The following is a 17,413-nucleotide window of genomic DNA, read 5'->3' on the forward strand; positions in this document are numbered from 1 at the left end:
CCGGGGGGCGGCGCGAGCAAGCTACCTGCCCTCGATCTCCTCGCGCAGCATCTCGAGTTCGAGCCATTCGGCTTCCATCGCCTCGATCTCGGCCTTGAGGACGTCATGGGCCTTGGCGCGCGCGGCAAAACCGTCCGGGTTCTTCGCAAACAGCGCCGGATCGGCCATCTCCGTCTCGATGGCGGCCAGTTTCTGCTGGGCTTCCTCGATCTTGCCGGGCAGGTTTTCGAGCGCGAATTTCTGCTTGTAGGAGAGCTTGCGCGACGCGTCGCGGCCGGAAGCCGGCGGCTTGGACGCCTCGGGCTGCGTCCGGGCTGCCTCCTGGGACGCGCGTGCCTTGGTCTCGCGCGCTTCGGCGCCGCGCTGCGCCAGCATGTCGGTGTAGCCGCCGGCATAGGCGATCCAGCGCCCGTCCGGCGCGTCGGGATTGGCCGGCGCCAGCGTCGAGGTCACGGTGCGATCGAGAAAATCGCGGTCGTGGCTCACCAGGATCACGGTTCCGGCATAGGCAGCGACCACTTCCTGCAACAGGTCGAGCGTCTCCATGTCGAGATCGTTGGTGGGCTCGTCGAGAATCAGCAGATTGGTCGGGCGCGCGAGAATTCGCGCCAGCACCAGCCGGGCCTTTTCGCCGCCCGAGAGATTGCGGATCGGCGTGCGCGCCTGTTCCGGCTGGAACAGGAAATCCTTCATGTAGCCCGTCACATGCTTGGCTTCGCCATTGACCAGCAGGTTGTCGCCGCGTCCGTCGGTCAGGTAATGCGCAAGCGTTTCATCCGGATCGAGCACCTCGCGGCGCTGGTCGAGCACGGCGATATCGAGCTTCGAGCCGTGCCGCACCGCGCCGCTGTCGGGTTCCAGTTCCCCGATCAGCATCTTCAGCAGCGTCGTCTTGCCGGCGCCGTTGGGGCCGACGATGCCGATGCAGTCGCCGCGGTTGATCCGCATCGAGAAGCCACGCACCACCGGCGCGCCGCCGAAGCTCTTGGCGATGTCTTCGGCCTCGATCACCAGCTTGCCGGACTCGCGGCCGTCGGCGACCTGGGCATTGATGCGGCCGACCGCGCCCTTGTGGCCGCGATGTTCGGCGCGCATGGTCTTGAGCTCGGAGAGCCGCCGCATGTTGCGCTTGCGCCGGGCGGTGACGCCGTAGCGCAACCAGTGCTCCTCGCGTTCGATCTGCCGGCCGAGCTTGTGCTGTTCGAGCTCCTCTGCCTCCAGCACCGAATCCCGCCAGGCCTCGAAATGCTCGAAGCCGCGGTCGAGCCTCAGCGAGCGGCCCCGGTCGAGCCAGACGGTGGCGCGGCTCACGCGTTCGAGGAAGCGACGGTCATGCGAGATCACCAGCAGCGCGCCACGGCTGCGCATGAGTTCCTCTTCGAGCCATTCGATGGTCGGCAGGTCGAGATGGTTGGTGGGCTCGTCGAGCAGCAGGATGTCGGGTTCTGGCGCAAGCACGCGCGCCAGCGCCGCCCGCCGCGCCTCGCCGCCCGACAGCGTCTGCGGATCGGCCATCGGATCGAGCCCCAGGTGCTCGAGCAGATAGCTCACCCGGTGCATGTCGTCGGACGGGCCGAGCCCGGCCTCCGCATAGGCCTGCACCGTGGCATGCCCGTCGAAATCCGGCGCCTGCGGCAGATAACGGATGGTGGCGGAGGGATGCCGGAACACCTCGCCCGATTGCGGCTCGACCTGGCCGGCGGCGATCTTGAGCAGCGTCGACTTGCCCGAGCCGTTGCGGCCGACGAGACAGATCCGGTCGCCCGGCTCCACCTGCAGTTCGGCCCCGTCGAGCAGCGGCGTGCCACCGAAGGACAGGCGGATATCGTCAAGTTTGAGGATGGGTGGCGCCATCGTCAGGCTCCCGAAAAATCATGCGGCCGGGCGACGATCAGCGCGCGCCCTTCGGCAAGGTCGAACCGGACCCTGCCTGCAGCCACATTGGAAATGGTGCGTGACGCGCCGAAACCGATATCGGCGCGATCGAGCGGATATTTGGCATTGCCGAGACTGAGCCCCACCAGCGCGGTGAAGCCGATCACGGAGAACAGCGACCCGGCAGGAAGGTCGAGTTCGACATGGCCCGGCAGCAGCGGCACGGCTTCCTCGCTGCCCGAGGTCAGCACCACGTCCAGCCCGCGTTCGGCCAGCATCACCGCATGCAGGAGATGCATCAGCGCATGATCGGTGCGCTGCCCGCCGAAGGCGCCGACGAGCACCAGGCGCTTCGCGCCCCGCTCGATCGCCTGCTCGACGGCGAGCTCCCCGTCGGTGAAGTTCTTTTCGGCGGCGAACGGCAGTCGCGGCGTGCCGGCATGCGCGGCGATGAGGTCCGGCGCGGTCGAATCGAAATCGCCGACCCACAGTTCCGGCTCAAGACCAAGCGCGCGTGCATGGGCCATTCCGCCATCGGCGGCGATCGCGCGCGCGCCACGCACGAGCCGGCGAACGCGGTCATCGACCTCGAGCGCGCCGCCCAGAAGGATTGCAAAGGGTTCAACAGCTGTCATGGCGCACAGCCAATAGCAGCTTTGCGCGGACTTGCCAGCGCCCCGCAGAAATTCTATGTCTTGTTCCGCTCTAACGGGGTGCCCGGTGATCCGACCGGGCTGAGAGGCCAGACGGCCAACCCGAAGAACCTGATCCGGTTTGTACCGGCGGAGGGATTAGACGTGCTTCCCGCGCCTATTCCTGTTTGACGAACCAAAGGAGGCGCGAACCATGCGCACATCACTGCTTGTGTCGGCTGTCCTGGCAGCCTCTCTTCCGCTCACGCCCGGCACCGCCGCCGCTGCCGACAGGACGCTCACTGTCTACACCTATGACAGCTTCAACACCGAGTGGGGCCCCGGCCCCAAGATCAAGGCCAGTTTCGAAGCCGAATGCGGCTGCGAGTTGAAGTGGGTCGGCGTCGCCGATGGGGTGGCGCTCCTGAACCGGCTCCGGCTCGAAGGCGACCGCGCCGAGGCAGGCGTCGTGCTCGGCCTCGACACCAATCTCGTTACCGAAGCCAAGGCCACCGGCCTGTTCGAGGCGCATGGCCTCGACACGTCGGCCATTTCCGTTCCTGGCGGCTATTCCGACGACGTCTTCATCCCCTATGACTACGGCCATTTCGCCGTGATCTACGACACCGAAGCGATCGACACGCCGCCGCACAGCCTCAAGGAACTGGTCGAAGGCGACCCGAACCAGAAGATCGTGATCCAGGACCCGCGCACCTCGACTCCGGGGCTCGGTTTGGTTTTGTGGATGAAGTCGGTCTATGGCGATGAGGCCGCAAAGGCCTGGGAGAAACTGAGCGGCCGCGTGCTCACCGTCACGCCCGGCTGGTCGGAAGCCTATGGCCTGTTCACCTCGGGCGAGGCGCCGATGGTGCTGTCCTACATCACCTCCCCCGCCTATCACATGGTCGCCGAGGACACCGACCGCTACCAGGCGGCCGCATTCGCCGAAGGCCACTATCTGCAGATCGAGGTGGCGGGCCTGCTCGCCAATGCGCCGGACAAGGAGCTGGCCCGGCAATTCCTCGAATTCATGATGACGCCGGGCTTCCAGAACGAGATTCCGACCCACAACTGGATGATGCCGGCTGCGGCGGTGACGATGGAACTGCCCGAGGCCTTCTCGAAACTGGTCACGCCCTCGACCGACCTGCTCTATCCCTCCGACGAGGTCGCGGCCAACCGGAGCGCCTGGATCGCGGAATGGCTTGGCGCCATGAGCCGCTGACCCCGGCCATCGAGCGATGCTTGCCCGCCCCCTGTTGCCCAGGCCCATGTTGACACGGGGGGAGCACCGCGCCGCCCGCGGCGGCGGCGTGGCTGCCATCCTGCTGATCGGCCTGGCGCTGCTCGCGCCCATCTGGGTGCTGGTGGCGCAGGGAACCGGGGCGGGGCTCGGGTCCGGCCAGGGTGCCTACCTGATGCGGATCACCCGCTTCACCTTGCTGCAGGCCGGCCTGTCGACGCTGTTGAGCCTGGGCCTGGCCATTCCGCTGACCCGGGCGCTGGCCCGCCGGCCGGCATTCGCGGGACGGCGCTGGCTGATCAGCCTGTTCGCGGTTCCGCTCGGCCTGCCGCCCTTGGTCGCGGCCCTCGGGCTGCTTGAGGTCTGGGGCCGGAACGGACTGGCCAATGCCGGACTGTCCGTGCTCGGCCTTGAGACACCGTTCTCGATCTATGGGCTGAGCGGCATTCTGCTTGCCCATGTGTTCTTCAACATGCCGCTCGCCACACGGCTCATCCTGCCCGGCCTCGAACGGCTGCCGCCGGAATACTGGAAGACCGCGGCCAATCTCGGCATGGGCGGCATGAGCCTGTTCCGGCTGGTCGAATGGCCCGCCATGCGCCGCTCGGCGGGTGCTGCGGCAGGGCTTATCTTCATGCTCTGCGCGACCTCGTTCACGCTGGTGCTGGTGCTGGGCGGCGGCCCCGCGGCGACCACGCTCGAAGTCGCCATCTACCAGGCGCTGCGGTTCGATTTCGATCCCGGCCGCGCGGTGCTGCTCTCGGCCATCCAGATCGGCCTTACCCTGGCGGTGATGCTGGCACTCCGGCTGATTTCGCTGCCGGCGGAGGCCGGCGACACCCGCGGCGGAAGCCCGAGCCGCCCCGATGCCGGTCGCGGCTGGCGCGCACTGCCCGATATCACGCTGATCGCCCTGTCGGGCGCCTTCGTCGCCGCACCGCTTGTCGCCGTGGTGACATCCGGTCTTGCCGCCGATCTCGGACGACTGCTGTCGAGCGCGCAGTTCTGGCGCGCGACCGCCACCAGCCTCGGCATCGGCCTGGCCGCGGCGATCCTCTCGGTGAGCCTCGCCGGCCTGATGGTGCGCGCGCGCCACTCGGCCGGCGCCCGGCCGGGCTCGCCCGCGCTCGGGCTGCTGTCAGGCATGACCGGAGCGGCCAGTTCACTCACGCTGCTGGTGCCGCCGGTGGTGCTCGGCGCCGGCTGGTTCCTGATGCTGGGCGGCGGCTCGGGGCAACTGATCGCGCCGCTGGCGGTGATCGTGCTGATCAACGCGCTGATGTCCCTGCCTTTCGTCATCCGGGTGATCGAGCCCGCTCACCAAAGCGCGATGGAACGCAACGGCAGGCTGGCGCTGTCGCTCGGCATCACCGGCATCGACCGCATTCGCCAGATCGACATCCCGGCCATGCTGGCGCCTGTTTCCACCGGCTTCGTCTTTGCAGTCGCGCTGTCGCTCGGTGATCTCGGAGCAGTGGCGCTGTTCGGCAGCGACCGTATCCTGACACTGCCCTGGCTTCTCTACCAGAAGCTCGGCAGCTACCGCACCGCCGACGCCGCGGGGCTGGCGCTGCTGCTCGGGGCGACGACCATGACGCTGATGGTGGTGGCCGACCGGTTCGGCGCCGGCACCTTTACCCGGGCACGCAAGGACCTGCCATGACCACGACACCCGCCATCGAATTCGACCGCGTCGCCTACGGGGTCGGCGAGCTGAGCGCGGAATTTGCGTTCAGCCGCGAACCGGGCACGGTGACCGCGATCCTCGGCCCCTCCGGCGCGGGCAAGTCGACCCTGCTCAATCTGGCGGCCGGCTTTCTGGAACCACGCGAGGGCCAAATCCGGATCGATGGCAAGCCGGTCGGCGGACTGCCCCCGGCCACGCGCGGTGTGTCGATGGTGTTTCAGGACAACAACCTGTTCGCCCATCTCGATATCCGCACCAATATCGGCCTCGGGCTCGACCCGGCCCTGAAGCTCGACGCCGCGGCCTGGGCCAGGGTCGAAGCCGCACTCGACCGCGTGGGGCTTGCGGGCTTCGGCAAACGCCAGCCCGGATCGCTCTCGGGGGGCGAGCGGCAGCGCGTGGCGCTGGCCCGTGCCTTCGTGCGCCGCCGGCCGCTGCTGCTGCTCGACGAGCCCTTCGACGGGCTCGGCCCGGGCCTGGCCGCCGACATGCTGCGGCTGATGCTCGAAATCCGCGCCGAGGTCGGCGCAACCGTGCTGATGGTGACGCATGATCCGGACGAGGCCCGCGCCGCCGCCGACCGCATCCTGCTGATCAGCAAGGGCAAGATCGCCGCCGATGCCGATGCCGCGGGCTTCTTCGACCGCACCGACCTGCCCGAGCTCGAGGCCTATCTCGGTCGCCAGCGCGGGGCGTGATACGCGCCCGCGCCCGCTCTGCGCGGTCACGCCACAATTTCGACGTGAGGCTTTGCCACTGGAGAAGCGGCCCGAAGTGAGATACACCCGTGAATATCGCACCGGCTTCTGGAGCACTCCCGCCTCCGCTCCGGCATGAAACATCCGACCGCACATCCGGACCATGGTACATATCGCATTGCCCCAGCCGATCCTGTCCGCCGCGACCAGACCCCGCTTCGCCGCGGTGGTGCTCATTGGCATGCTTGCCCTTGCCGGCTGCGAAACAACCGGGATCGACTTCTACCCCTCGAGCGTGAAGCCGTCGGACACGCCGCAGACAGCGGAGAAGGCGGGGGCATCGGACCCGCGCACCCGGATCGGCGCGCGCGAGCATCCGCGCATCATCGCAAGCTATGGCGGCGAGTTTCACGATGCCAAGACCGAGCGGCTGGTGGCACGGATCGTCGGCGCGCTGACGCTGGTGTCGGAAAACCCGCAACAGGCCTACCGCATCACCGTGCTCAATTCGCCCTCGGTCAATGCCTTCGCGCTGCCGGGCGGCTTTCTCTACGTCACCCGCGGGCTGCTTGCGCTTGCCAACGACGCCTCCGAAGTGGCCGCCGTACTGTCGCACGAGATGGCCCATGTCACCGCCAATCACGGCCTCGAACGGCAGCGGCGCGAAAAGGAAGTGGAGCTTGCGGGCCAGGTGGCCGAAGAGCTGTTCTCCAATTCGATTGCCGGACGCCAGGTGATCGCCCGCGGCAAGCTCTCGCTCGCCGCCTTCTCCCGCAACCAGGAACTCCAGGCCGATGTGATCGGCGTGCGGATGCTGGGCGAAGCCGGCTATGATCCCTATGCGGCGGCGCGGTTCCTCGAATCCATGAACGCCAACCAGCGGTTTGCGGCGGTCGATCCCGGATCCTCCGATGCGAGCCTCGACTTTCTGGCAAGCCATCCCAACGCACCGCAGCGGGTGGAGCTTGCCAAGGGCCATGCGCGGGCCTTCGGACCCGAAGGCGTGGGCGATCGCGGCCGCGACTATTATCTCGACGGCATCGACGGCCTTTTGTTCGGCGACAGCCCCAACGAAGGCTATGTCCGCGGCACCCAGTTCCTTCACCCCGTGCTCGGCGTGCGGTTTTCGGTGCCCCAAGGCTTCCGCATCGACAACAATGCCGAAGCCGTGCTCGCCACCGGCCCGCGCGATCTCGCCATCCGCTTCGACGGCGTGACCGACGACGGGCGGCAATCGCTTGCCAAATACGTTGCCAGTGGCTGGGTCACCGGGCTCGATCCGGCATCGATCCGGGAAACCCGCATCGCAGGCCTGCCCGCGGCCACGGCCCGGGCCAGCGCCGACCGCTGGATCTTCGATATCACCGTGATCCGGGTCAAGGACCGGATCTACCGGTTCCTGACCGCAGCGCCGCAGGGCAGCACCGAACTGGAAGCCACCGCCGCGGTGGTGCGCGCAAGTTTCGAGAAAATGTCGGCGGCCGAGATCGCCGCGCTGAAGCCCCTGCGCATCCGCATCGTCACCGTCGGCGCGGGCGACACGATCGCCTCGCTCTCGGCCCGCATGCGCGGCGTCGAGCGCAAGGTGGACCTGTTCCGCCTGCTCAACGCGCTGTCGCCTGGCGAAGCCCTGGTCCCGGGGCAGCGGGTCAAGATCGTCACCGACCTATAGCGGTCGCGGCAGTCCCCGCAAGCCACTACCGGGCTGCGAAGGGACCGGGACCGGCTCAAGCCGGTCCGGAAGGGCGGATCACAGGCTTGCGATCTCGGGGGTCTGGCTGATCAGCACCACGCGCAGTTTTTCAAGCGCGCGGTTTTCGATCTGGCGCACCCGCTCCTTGGAGATCCCGAGCGCCGTTCCGAGCGATTCCAGCGTTGCGCCGTCATCGGTCAGGCGACGCTCGCGAATGATCCTGAGTTCGCGCGGATTGAGCGTGTTGAGCGCATCGTCCAGCCACACATTGCGGCGTTCCTCGTCGATGATGGTGGACACCTGTTCGTCGGGAAGCGGCTCTTCGCTGGTGAGAAAATCCATCCGGTCCGACGAGGACCCGGATTCGCCGTCCGCCATCGGCGCATTGAGCGAAGAATCCGATCCCGACAGGCGCGCATCCATCACCGCCACGTCCTTGGCGTGCACGCCGAGCGCGTCGGCGATCTGCGAGTGAATTGCGCTTTCCGAGAGCGTCGGATCGTCCTGCGTCAGCCGCGCCCGGAGCCGCCTCAGATTGAAGAACAGGGCCTTCTGCGCCGAACTGGTGCCGCCGCGCACGATCGACCAGTTGCGCAGGATATAGTCCTGGATCGAGGCGCGGATCCACCAGGTGGCATAGGTCGAAAAGCGCACATCGCGCTCGGGCTCGAACCGGGCTGCAGCCTCGAGCAGCCCGACATGGCCCTCCTGGATCAGGTCGCTCATGGGAAGGCCGAAATTGCGGAACTTTGCCGCCATCGAGATCACCAGACGCATATGCGCCATGGTGATCTGGTGCAGCGCATCCTGGTCCTTGTTGTCTTTCCAGCGAACCGCCAGATCATGCTCCTGTTCGCGTTCGAGATAGGGGGCGGCCATTGCGGCGCGCACGATCTGCCTGTTGGCCGGTTGCCTGTTGGCCGGAATCTCTTTCATGACACCCTCCTGTCACTGCAGTCCTGTTGATCGGTTCCACGCCTTCCGTGGAAAGGCTACGCGTCTGCGGGGTAAACGGATCATCACAGTCGATGACATCGCCGTGATCGGATCCAGCCCAGATCCCCGCCCGGCCCGGTTTGAGGTGTGCCGAAGAGCACGCGAAGCGCGCCCGAACCGCATAAGACAGTCGCTCCCCAGAGCGTGGTCCGGTCCACGCCTGAAGCCAGTGTTTACGCGCTAAACGCCCGGCGCCCGATTTGGTTCCGGCTTTTTTTCACGGGCAACGCGTGCCAAAGGCTGCGCAAGGCGAAGGAGGGAAATGAGCTCCCCTGCGCGGCCCGACGACAGGCACAAAAAAGCCCGGGCGCGCTGGGCGGCCCGGGCTTTTCGCATTCCCGCAGGTCAGGTGCCGATTAGGCGGCTTCTTCCTGCGCGCCTTCCTCGTCATTGGCCTTGCCGCGCTTGGGCCCCTTGTTCAGGTTCACCTCGATCAGGCGCACGGCCTCGGTGTCGGACATCTTGTTGACGGCGCCGAGTTCGCGGGCCATCCGGTCCAGCGCCGCTTCATAGAGCTGGCGCTCGGAATAGGACTGCTCGGGCTGGTTTTCGGCGCGATACAGGTCGCGAACCACTTCCGCGATCGAAATCAGGTCGCCGGAATTGATCTTCGCATCGTATTCCTGCGCACGACGCGACCACATGGTGCGTTTGACCCGGGCGCGGCCCTGAACGACCTTGAGGGCGCGTTCGACGAAATCGGTTTCGGACAGCTTGCGCATGCCGATGGTGGAGGCCTTGGCGACCGGCACCTTCAGGCGCATCTTGTCCTTCTCGAAATCGATCACAAAAAGCTCGAGCTTGTGGCCTGCGACCTCCTGCTCCTCGATGGCAACGATCTGCCCGACGCCGTGGGCCGGATAGACGATCGACTCACCGGTTTTGAAACCCTGTCTTTGTGAAGGCACTTTTTTCTGCTGGGTTGTCATGCGTTTTCAAAACTCCCTGTTACGGAAACGGACACTGGGAGCCGGGCATGGGTTGCCCGGACAGGTCCTGCGACGGCCAGGAGGCGCATCGCACTGACACGCAAAGCTTTAAGACGCTTCGGGGCGAATAAACCGGCGCAGCCCGTCACCACGCGGAGACAACCAGTCCGACAGCCTGACGCTGTTAGGAGAGAACCACCGCTGTAAGGGGACGTATGCTTCCGATTTTGCTTCTAGTTTCGCCCTGACGGCGCCTTAAAGATGTCAGTAACAAAATGTGTATCACAAAAAATGGTGTAAATCAATGATTTGCACAAGCAGCGGCAAACCCTGCCGCAAACTGCGGCAGCCTTTGGTGAAGCCGGCGGCGGCACGTCCGCCAATTTGCTGCACCGCGAAGAATTTCGCGTGCGAGTCGAAGCTTAGTCGCCCTCGCCGGGTTCGGGAGAAAAGTACTTTTCGAACTTACCTTCCTGCCCGTCAAAGTCTTTCGCGTCGCTGGGCGCCTCACGCTTGATCGTGATATTGGGCCACTTGTCGGCATACTCAGTATTGATCTCGAGCCACTTTTCCATACCCGGCTCTGTATCGGGGCTGATTGCCTCGGCGGGACACTCCGGTTCGCACACGCCGCAATCGATGCACTCGTCGGGATGGATAACCAGCATGTTCTCGCCCTCGTAGAAGCAATCCACCGGGCAGACCTCAACGCAATCCATGTATTTGCAGCGGATGCAATTGTCAGTCACCACATAGGTCATACGTCTCTCCTGAGGCTCCATGCATGTCGTGCTCAAAGGGTCGCGATGAGCCGCGCCAGCAACATTTTCCGAATGCCACAGCGCGCGCCCACGGTCGGGCAGCCCTTACACTCCAGCAGACAACGGCGTGAGGTACCGACTTTGGCGGCCCATTGCAAGACTTGAGATTTCGACAAAGCGCCGCACCTGAGGGGCAGCGGAAAATGCATGCGTCCACGCGGGCGTTTTGCGAAACGTCTTGCCCCGATAAGCCCCGGGCCGGGGCAGATCATGTCTGCGATCCGGGATTTCGCATGGCGTCGATTTTTCTCCGGTCCCGCTTGGTGGGCCGTCCCGCGCCGGGCTCGCGCTGCGGCGGTTGCGGCACGGCCGCATTGGCCGCGGCCGGAGCCGGGGTCAGGTCCTCATAGAGCAGCTGCGCTTCGGTGGCCGGCCCCCGCCGGGCGCCGCAGCCCAGCACCTTCAGCACCGCAATCCGCCGCTCCAGCGACAGTGTCAGCACGTCGCCCGGTTTGACCTGGAAACTGGCCTGGTCGATCTTTTCGCGGTTGACGCGCACGCTGCCCGCGGCGACGAACTTGGCCGCAAGCGTGCGCGACTTGAGGATGCGTGCGAAAAACAGCCATTTGTCGATGCGCTGTCTTTCGCTGTCCCCCGCCAAGGCCGGCGCCTATTTCTTGAGCTTGTCGCGCAGGGCGGCGAGCGCAGCGAAGGGCGAATCCGGATCGAGCGGCTTTTCCCGGCGCTCGGGCCGGTCGGGGCGATTGCCGCCGCCGGCACCCGTCCTGGGGGCGCCCTTTCCATGCCCATCCTTGCCGTGCCCGCCCTTGGCGTGGGGACGCCCGGCCTTGCCGCGATGTCCCTTGCCGGGGCGCTGTCCGTCGCCGGCACCCTCTTCGCCCGCAGGCTTGTCGCCAGGCCGGTTGCGACGGCCGCGACCTTCACCGGGCGCGCCGGCAGGGCGCGGCCCGCGGGGGGCTCCGTCCGAACGGCCACCGGGCCGCCACAGCAGCACCGGGCGCGGGGCTTCCTCGGCTTCCGTCTCGGCGGCAGGTGCCGGCTCGGCGCCAGGTGCAGCGTCCGCAGTAACGGCTTCGGCCGGCTCGGCCGGAGCGGCCTCCGCTGGCGTTGCCGCTGCGGCATCGACGGATGTCTCGGAGGGCGCCTCAAGCGTGGAGTCTTCGCCGGCAACCGGCTCTGCTTCCGCTCCAGCGGTCTCGCCGGACGCGACCTCAGCCGCCGGCACGGCTTCCGCGGCCGGCTTGTGCGGCCGGTCTGCGGCCCGCGACACCACGACCTCGACCACCGGGCCGGACCCCGCCTGCCCGGAAGTCTCCGGCTGCGCGGCCGCGAGACTGTCGAAATGGGCCTGCGCTTCTTCAGCCGGCACCGGCTCGGCACGGTAGCCAAGCCCCTTGAGGATTTCCTCGATATCGTCCTGGGTGGCGCCGAGAATCGAGAGCATGCCGGTGGTGGTCACGAAGCGCCGGCCGTCATAGGCCGCCTCGGGACGCGCGCCCGGATTGCCCGGCTTCCACTGCAGCGCCGGGCGGATCAGGTCGGCGAGCCGCTCGAGAATGTCGATGCGCACGGCACGCTTGCCGAGATAGCGGAAGCCGGCGAGGCGATAGAACTCGCGGTCGATCGCGGGGTCGGTGGCAACCGAGGTGCGGCCGGCGGCCAGCAGCGGCGTCACGTCGCCGTAACCGGACTTGCCGAACCCGTCATTGGCGAGCGCCCACAGCAGCGTGACCAGCTCTGCAGGCGCGGGCTTGAGCAGCGCCGGCATGAAGATGTGGTAGGCGCCGAAGCGGATGCCGTATTTGCGCAAGGATGCGCGCGCGCCCTGGTCCAGATCCTTGATCATCTCGGCCACGTCGCGACGGAACAGGATTCCGAGGTTTTCCGCGAGCCGGAAGGCCAGGCCCCGGGCGAGGCCATCGAGATCCTCGGCCCGCGCCAGGTCGTCGAGCGGCTTCAAAACGGTGGCAATGTGATGATTGACGAAGCGGTCGATGCGGGCGACGACGAAATCGCGCGCCGAGCCGGTCAGCTGGTCGTCGGCCAAAAGGATCGAACGCGGCTTGAGCACATGGTCGCCCGCCGTCAGGCGCGCCACCGGATCGCCATGCCAGCGCACCGTGCCGTCCGAGCCGATGGCAAAGTCCGAATTGCCCGAGGCATGCAGCCGCGCGGCGCGCGCCTCGAATTCGAGCGCCAGCGCCTTCTGCGCGGCAGCAAGCACCGCCTTGGCGTCCGGTCCGTCGGCCGAGGTATCGGCGACAAACCGGAATCCCGCCAGCTGTCCCACATGGTGGCCTTCGACGAAGACATCACCGTTCACACTAATTTCAGCTTCGAGCATCGCGTTCTCTCTCAGGCGCCTCATGAGCACAGATGTCCTGCGGTCAACAAAGCGTTTCGTCAACCTTTCATGCAGCGCATCGGACAATCGGTCCTCAATTTCGCGCGTCTTTTCCTGCCAGTGTGTCGGATCGGCAAGCCATTCACCCCGATTGGAGATGTATGTCCAGGTCCTAATCTGCGAAATCCGGGCCGACAACGTGTCGATTTCACCATCCGTGGACTCGGTCCGGCGCACCTGTTCGGCGAGGAAATCCTCGTTGACCTCGCCGAGCCGGATCAGGTCGCGGTAGATCGTCGCAATCAGGTCGGCATGCTGCGCCGGCGCAATCCGCCGGTAGTCGGGCAGCGCACAGACGTCCCACAGCGTGGCCACGTTCTTCGGCGAATTTGCGAGATCGCGCACCTCGAAATCATTGACCAGATGCTCGAGTGCCCGCTGGTCGACGGCGGGAACCGCCCGCGTCAGCCCCTGCACGGCTGGAACCTGCTCGAGACTTGCCTGCAAGGCCTTGAGGCTCGAGAAATCGAGCTGCTTGGAGCGCCATTGCAGGATCTTGACCGGTTCGAAGACATGGGTTTCGAGCCGTTGCACCAAATCGTCGGGCAAGGGCTGCACCTGGCCGGTCACCCCGAAGGTGCCGTCGCGCAGGTGCCGGCCGGCGCGGCCGGCGATCTGGCCGAATTCGGATGCCGTCAGCTGCCGGTAGGAATAGCCGTCGAACTTGCGGTCCTGGGCGAAGGCCACGTGATCGACATCGAGATTGAGCCCCATGCCGATGGCGTCGGTGGCGACCAGATAATCGACGTCGCCGTTCTGGTAGAGCTCGACCTGGGCGTTGCGGGTGCGTGGGCTGAGCGCGCCGAGCACCACCGCGGCCCCGCCGCGCTGGCGCCGCACCAGTTCGGCGATCGCATAGACCTCGTCTGCCGAAAACGCGACGATGGCCGAGCGCCGCGGCAGCCGTGTGATCTTCTTCGATCCCGCGTAATGCAGCTCCGACAGCCGCGGGCGCTCGATGATGGTGATGCCGGGCAGCAATTGTTCCAGAATGCCGCGCACCGTAGCCGAGCCCAGAAGCAGGGTTTCCTCGCGGCCGCGCAGCGACAGGATCCGGTCGGTGAAGACATGCCCGCGCTCGAGATCGCCCGCGATCTGCACTTCGTCGATGGCGACGAAGGCGGCCGTGGTTTCCTGCGGCATGGCTTCCACCGTGCAGACCGAGTAGCGCGCGCCGGGCGGCGTGATCTTCTCCTCGCCGGTGACCAGCGACACGTGCTGCACGCCGACCTTGTCGACCATCCGGCCATAGACCTCACGCGCAAGCAGCCGGAGCGGCAGCCCGATCACGCCTGACGAATGCGCGGCCATCCGCTCGATCGCGTAATGCGTCTTGCCGGTATTGGTCGGCCCCAGGACGGCCGTGACGCCGCGTCCGGAGAGGATCAGGGGTTTGGGCGAATGAGTGGGAGAAGCGGGCATCAGTGTCCGTATCGTGCTCGAGACGGGTGTCTACCTAACACATCAGCGTGGCGGGAACAGGACAAAAATGGCCCGGGGGATGAGCGGCGATTAACCACTGGAACAGTGGCGGAACGAATCGGCGACGAATCAATGACTCATCCTGATTCCGCTTTTGTTCACCGCAACATCTGGATCGACAACCATGATCCGCCACCAGATGCTGAATCGGCGACGGCTCGGTCGGTTACAATTTTGCGCAAGCCGTTAACCACTTTTACAAGGCTAACAAAGGGTTTACGCACACGCTTTGGACAGTCCCTCGAAATTCAGAATTTGTTAATCTTTCCAAATGCTTCCTTAACGCCAAAAGTGGTATTTTAGGCTTCTGCGTTAACCTTCGGAACAGGCGCGGAACGAACCGGCGACGAATCACTGACCGGGCACGGTTGGCCATTTGTTCTCCACAACATCTGGCGATGCCGCGCCGCCCCTTGCACTAAAACCCGCAGGACGCCGGGCGCCCAGCCTGCCGGATCAGGTCCCGATGTTAACCTTTGGAGGGCCCGAGCCCCCGTCGCAAAGCGCCCGTCGAGCCTTTGCAGGGTCGGAGCGGCCATTTACGATTTGGCAAGAATTCCAAAGACTTGGTTAATGAAAATAGGCGCCGGATTAACTTCCGGAACAGCCGCGGAACGAATCGGCGACGAATCAGCCCTGGAACAGATTTCCCGGTTTGTTCACCACACTATCTTGTAGTTTGCCGTCGAAGCATCCGCTAATCGGGCATTGAAAAATGGGCCGCGCACCCGCTTGACAGCCCTTTGCGTTAACCTTTGGGCCTTTCTGAGCGGAGCTTGGGAAAAGTCGCGAAAGCCCCGACCCGCGGTCGCCCCGGAGAACCAGGCGCGTGCAGGAAGACGCATAGCAAAACGCCCGGCGGGGCCACCGCCGGGCGCTTTGGTTGGTCTCACGCGGCTGCCGCGTCAGCTGAAATATTGCCCGCCATTGGCGGAGATCGTCGAGCCGGTGATGAAGCCCGCATCGTCGGAGGCGAGGAACACCACGCAGCGGGCGATTTCCTCGGGCTCGCCGAGACGTCCGACCGGGATCTGCGGGATGATGCGCTCGTTCAAGACCTTCTCGTCGATGGCGCGCACCATGTCGGTGCCGATGTAGCCCGGGCAGACGGCGTTGACGGTGATGCCGGCGCGCGCACCTTCCTGCGCCAGAGCCTTGGTGAAGCCGATGTCGCCCGCCTTGGCAGCAGAATAGTTGACCTGGCCCGCCTGGCCCTTCTGGCCGTTGATCGACGAGATGTTGATGATGCGGCCGAACTTGCGGTCGCGCATGCCACCCCAGACCGGGTTGGTCATGTTGAACAGGCCCGTCAGGTTGGTGTTGATCACCTCGTTCCACATCTGCGGCGTCATCTTGTGAAACATGCCGTCGCGGGTAATCCCGGCATTGTTGACGAGCACCGTGACCGGACCCAGGTCTGCCTCGACCTGCTTGATCCCGGCAACGCAGGCGTCGTAATCGGCGACCGACCATTTGTAGGTCTTGATGCCGGTCTCCTCGGTGAACTTCGCTGCAGCCTCGTCATTGCCGGCATAGTTGGCGGCGACCGTGTAGCCAGCCGCCTTCAGCGCGATCGAAATCGCTGCCCCGATACCCCGCGACCCGCCCGTCACGATTGCTACCTTGCTCATGCCAATCCTCCCAGGTTGTTCCCGTTATCATAGTGAGGGCGCCGGGACCCTTTGGAGCCCGGCGCTTTTGGTCGTGAACTCAGCGCTCCACGCAGAGCGCCACGCCCATGCCACCGCCGATGCAGAGCGTGGCGAGCCCCTTCTTGGCGTCGCGGCGGGCCATTTCGAACAGAAGCGTGTTGAGGATGCGCGCGCCCGAGGCGCCGACCGGATGGCCGATGGCGATGGCGCCGCCATTGACGTTGACGATCGCCGGATCCCAGCCCATGTCCTTGTTGACCGCGCAGGCCTGTGCGGCGAAGGCCTCGTTGGCTTCCACGAGATCGAGATCGCCCACGCTCCAGCCAGCCTTTTGAAGCGCCTTGCGCGACGCCGGGATCGGGCCGGTGCCCATGATCTGCGGATCGACGCCGGCGGTGGCCCAGGAGACGATCCGTGCCATCGGCGTGATCCCGCGTTTTTCTGCTTCCGCTTCGCTCATCAGCACGGTCGCGGCGGCGCCGTCATTGATGCCGGATGCGTTGGCGGCGGTCACGGTGCCTTCCTTGTCGAAAGCGGGGCGCAGCTTGGAAATGCCCTCGATGGTCACGCCATGCTTGATGTACTCGTCGTCCTCGACCACCGTGTCGCCCTTGCGGCCCTTGATGGTCACGGCCGCGATCTCGTCCTTGAACTTGCCGGCCTTCTGCGCGGCCTCGGCCTTGTTCTGGGAGGCGACGGCAAAGGCGTCCTGCTCGTCGCGCGAGAGCTGCCACTGCTTGGCGACGTTCTCGGCGGTGGTGCCCATCAGGTAGTTATAGAAGGCGTCGGTCAGCGCGTCGTGCATCATGGTGTCGATCATGGTGGCCGGGCCCATCTTCACGCCGCCGCGCAGGTGCATGGCATGGGGCGCCATCGACATCGATTCCTGGCCGCCGGCGACGATGATGCTGGCGTCACCGCTCGCGATCTGCTGCATGCCGAGCGCCACCGCGCGCAGGCCCGAACCGCAGAGCTGGTTGAGCCCCCAGGCAGTGGCTTCCTGCGGAATGCCAGCGGCCATCGCCGCCTGCCGCGCCGGGTTCTGTCCCTGGCCTGCGGACAGAATCTGTCCGAGGATGACCTCGTCGACCTCGGCGGGGGCGACGCCCGCGCGTTCGAGCGCGGCCTTGATGGCCACGGCACCCAGTTCGTGGGCCGGAAGGGAAGACAGCGCGCCGTTGAAAGACCCGACGGGGGTGCGTGCAGCGCTGGCGATAACGATGGAGCTCATGGTGGGTATCCCTGTCCTGTGATGAGACTGTTTGTCCGGAACGTGCCGGAGGTTGCAGGTCCTGTCAAATGCCCCGCGCGCCAAAAACCCATGCAATCGGTTTAATACC

General features: G+C 65.8%; 13 protein-coding genes and 1 riboswitch. Of the genes, 4 read left to right on the plus strand and 9 right to left on the minus strand.

Features of this window, described 5'->3' with window-relative positions; genetic code table 11:
* Positions 1–21: 21 nt before the first annotated feature.
* Positions 22–1,854, minus strand: a complete 1,833-nt coding sequence (locus AWJ14_RS08055; RefSeq protein ID WP_066177251.1) for an ABC-F family ATP-binding cassette domain-containing protein — start codon at positions 1,852–1,854, stop codon at positions 22–24.
* 2 nt (positions 1,855–1,856) lie between these two features.
* Entirely contained in the window at positions 1,857–2,510 is a 654-nt protein-coding gene (locus tag AWJ14_RS08060; protein WP_066177256.1) for a thiamine diphosphokinase, read from the minus strand.
* A gap of 64 nt (positions 2,511–2,574) precedes the next feature.
* Positions 2,575–2,683, plus strand: a riboswitch (TPP riboswitch).
* 38 nt (positions 2,684–2,721) lie between these two features.
* Here AWJ14_RS08060 and thiB point away from each other — a divergent pair.
* From thiB to AWJ14_RS08080, 4 genes are all read left to right on the plus strand, one after another.
* Entirely contained in the window at positions 2,722–3,732 is a 1,011-nt protein-coding gene (thiB, locus tag AWJ14_RS08065) for a thiamine ABC transporter substrate binding subunit (protein ID WP_066177258.1), read from the plus strand.
* 46 nt (positions 3,733–3,778) lie between these two features.
* Entirely contained in the window at positions 3,779–5,413 is a 1,635-nt protein-coding gene (locus AWJ14_RS08070; RefSeq protein WP_066177383.1) for a thiamine/thiamine pyrophosphate ABC transporter permease ThiP, read from the plus strand.
* Positions 5,410–6,135 (plus strand): thiamine ABC transporter ATP-binding protein, encoded by a 726-nt coding sequence (locus AWJ14_RS08075; protein ID WP_066177261.1) that lies wholly within the window; start codon positions 5,410–5,412, stop codon positions 6,133–6,135. Before AWJ14_RS08070 ends, AWJ14_RS08075 begins: the two co-directional genes overlap by 4 nt.
* 163 nt (positions 6,136–6,298) lie before the next feature.
* Positions 6,299–7,807: a M48 family metalloprotease gene (locus tag AWJ14_RS08080; RefSeq protein ID WP_066177264.1), complete on the plus strand. Its 1,509-nt coding sequence runs from the start codon at positions 6,299–6,301 to the stop codon at positions 7,805–7,807.
* A 78-nt stretch (positions 7,808–7,885) separates the two neighbouring features.
* Here the strand turns inward: AWJ14_RS08080 and AWJ14_RS08085 are convergent, their stop codons facing one another.
* The 7 genes from AWJ14_RS08085 to AWJ14_RS08115 all read right to left on the minus strand — a co-directional run bounded on the left by AWJ14_RS08085 (position 7,886) and on the right by AWJ14_RS08115 (position 17,304).
* On the minus strand, positions 7,886–8,764 hold the full coding sequence (locus tag AWJ14_RS08085) for an RNA polymerase factor sigma-32 (RefSeq protein ID WP_066177266.1): 879 nt from the start codon (positions 8,762–8,764) through the stop codon (positions 7,886–7,888).
* Between the two features lie 416 nt (positions 8,765–9,180).
* On the minus strand, positions 9,181–9,753 hold the full coding sequence (locus AWJ14_RS08090) for a CarD family transcriptional regulator (RefSeq protein WP_035529978.1): 573 nt from the start codon (positions 9,751–9,753) through the stop codon (positions 9,181–9,183).
* A 422-nt stretch (positions 9,754–10,175) separates the two neighbouring features.
* Positions 10,176–10,514, minus strand: a complete 339-nt coding sequence (gene fdxA / locus AWJ14_RS08095) for a ferredoxin FdxA (protein WP_066177269.1) — start codon at positions 10,512–10,514, stop codon at positions 10,176–10,178.
* Between the two features lie 268 nt (positions 10,515–10,782).
* Positions 10,783–11,175 (minus strand): RNA-binding S4 domain-containing protein, encoded by a 393-nt coding sequence (locus AWJ14_RS08100; protein ID WP_066177272.1) that lies wholly within the window; start codon positions 11,173–11,175, stop codon positions 10,783–10,785.
* A gap of 9 nt (positions 11,176–11,184) precedes the next feature.
* Complete coding sequence (locus tag AWJ14_RS08105; RefSeq protein WP_066177274.1) at positions 11,185–14,361, minus strand: helicase-related protein; 3,177 nt, start codon at positions 14,359–14,361, stop codon at positions 11,185–11,187.
* Positions 14,362–15,326: 965 nt separating this feature from the next.
* Positions 15,327–16,052, minus strand: a complete 726-nt coding sequence (phbB, locus tag AWJ14_RS08110) for an acetoacetyl-CoA reductase (protein ID WP_066177277.1) — start codon at positions 16,050–16,052, stop codon at positions 15,327–15,329.
* Positions 16,053–16,131: 79 nt separating this feature from the next.
* Positions 16,132–17,304 carry an acetyl-CoA C-acetyltransferase gene (locus AWJ14_RS08115; RefSeq protein ID WP_066177279.1) on the minus strand — a complete coding sequence of 391 codons (1,173 nt, stop codon included), beginning with the start codon at positions 17,302–17,304 and terminating at the stop codon, positions 16,132–16,134.
* Positions 17,305–17,413 lie beyond the last annotated feature (109 nt).

Origin of the sequence: Parahoeflea olei (assembly GCF_001703635.1) — a bacterium.
GTDB classification, from domain to species: Bacteria; Pseudomonadota; Alphaproteobacteria; order Rhizobiales; family Rhizobiaceae; genus Hoeflea; species Hoeflea olei.

What these genes read in the sequence shown, in the direction of transcription:
- AWJ14_RS08055 (WP_066177251.1), bottom strand. Translation starts at nt 1,854, where the DNA reads ATGGCGCCACCCATCCTCAAACTTGACGATATCCGCCTGTCCTTCGGT.
- AWJ14_RS08060 (WP_066177256.1), bottom strand. Translation starts at nt 2,510, where the DNA reads ATGACAGCTGTTGAACCCTTTGCAATCCTTCTGGGCGGCGCGCTCGAG.
- thiB (WP_066177258.1), top strand. Translation starts at nt 2,722, where the DNA reads ATGCGCACATCACTGCTTGTGTCGGCTGTCCTGGCAGCCTCTCTTCCG.
- AWJ14_RS08070 (WP_066177383.1), top strand. Translation starts at nt 3,779, where the DNA reads ATGTTGACACGGGGGGAGCACCGCGCCGCCCGCGGCGGCGGCGTGGCT.
- AWJ14_RS08075 (WP_066177261.1), top strand. Translation starts at nt 5,410, where the DNA reads ATGACCACGACACCCGCCATCGAATTCGACCGCGTCGCCTACGGGGTC.
- AWJ14_RS08080 (WP_066177264.1), top strand. Translation starts at nt 6,299, where the DNA reads ATGGTACATATCGCATTGCCCCAGCCGATCCTGTCCGCCGCGACCAGA.
- AWJ14_RS08085 (WP_066177266.1), bottom strand. Translation starts at nt 8,764, where the DNA reads ATGAAAGAGATTCCGGCCAACAGGCAACCGGCCAACAGGCAGATCGTG.
- AWJ14_RS08090 (WP_035529978.1), bottom strand. Translation starts at nt 9,753, where the DNA reads ATGACAACCCAGCAGAAAAAAGTGCCTTCACAAAGACAGGGTTTCAAA.
- fdxA (WP_066177269.1), bottom strand. Translation starts at nt 10,514, where the DNA reads ATGACCTATGTGGTGACTGACAATTGCATCCGCTGCAAATACATGGAT.
- AWJ14_RS08105 (WP_066177274.1), bottom strand. Translation starts at nt 14,361, where the DNA reads ATGCCCGCTTCTCCCACTCATTCGCCCAAACCCCTGATCCTCTCCGGA.
- phbB (WP_066177277.1), bottom strand. Translation starts at nt 16,052, where the DNA reads ATGAGCAAGGTAGCAATCGTGACGGGCGGGTCGCGGGGTATCGGGGCA.
- AWJ14_RS08115 (WP_066177279.1), bottom strand. Translation starts at nt 17,304, where the DNA reads ATGAGCTCCATCGTTATCGCCAGCGCTGCACGCACCCCCGTCGGGTCT.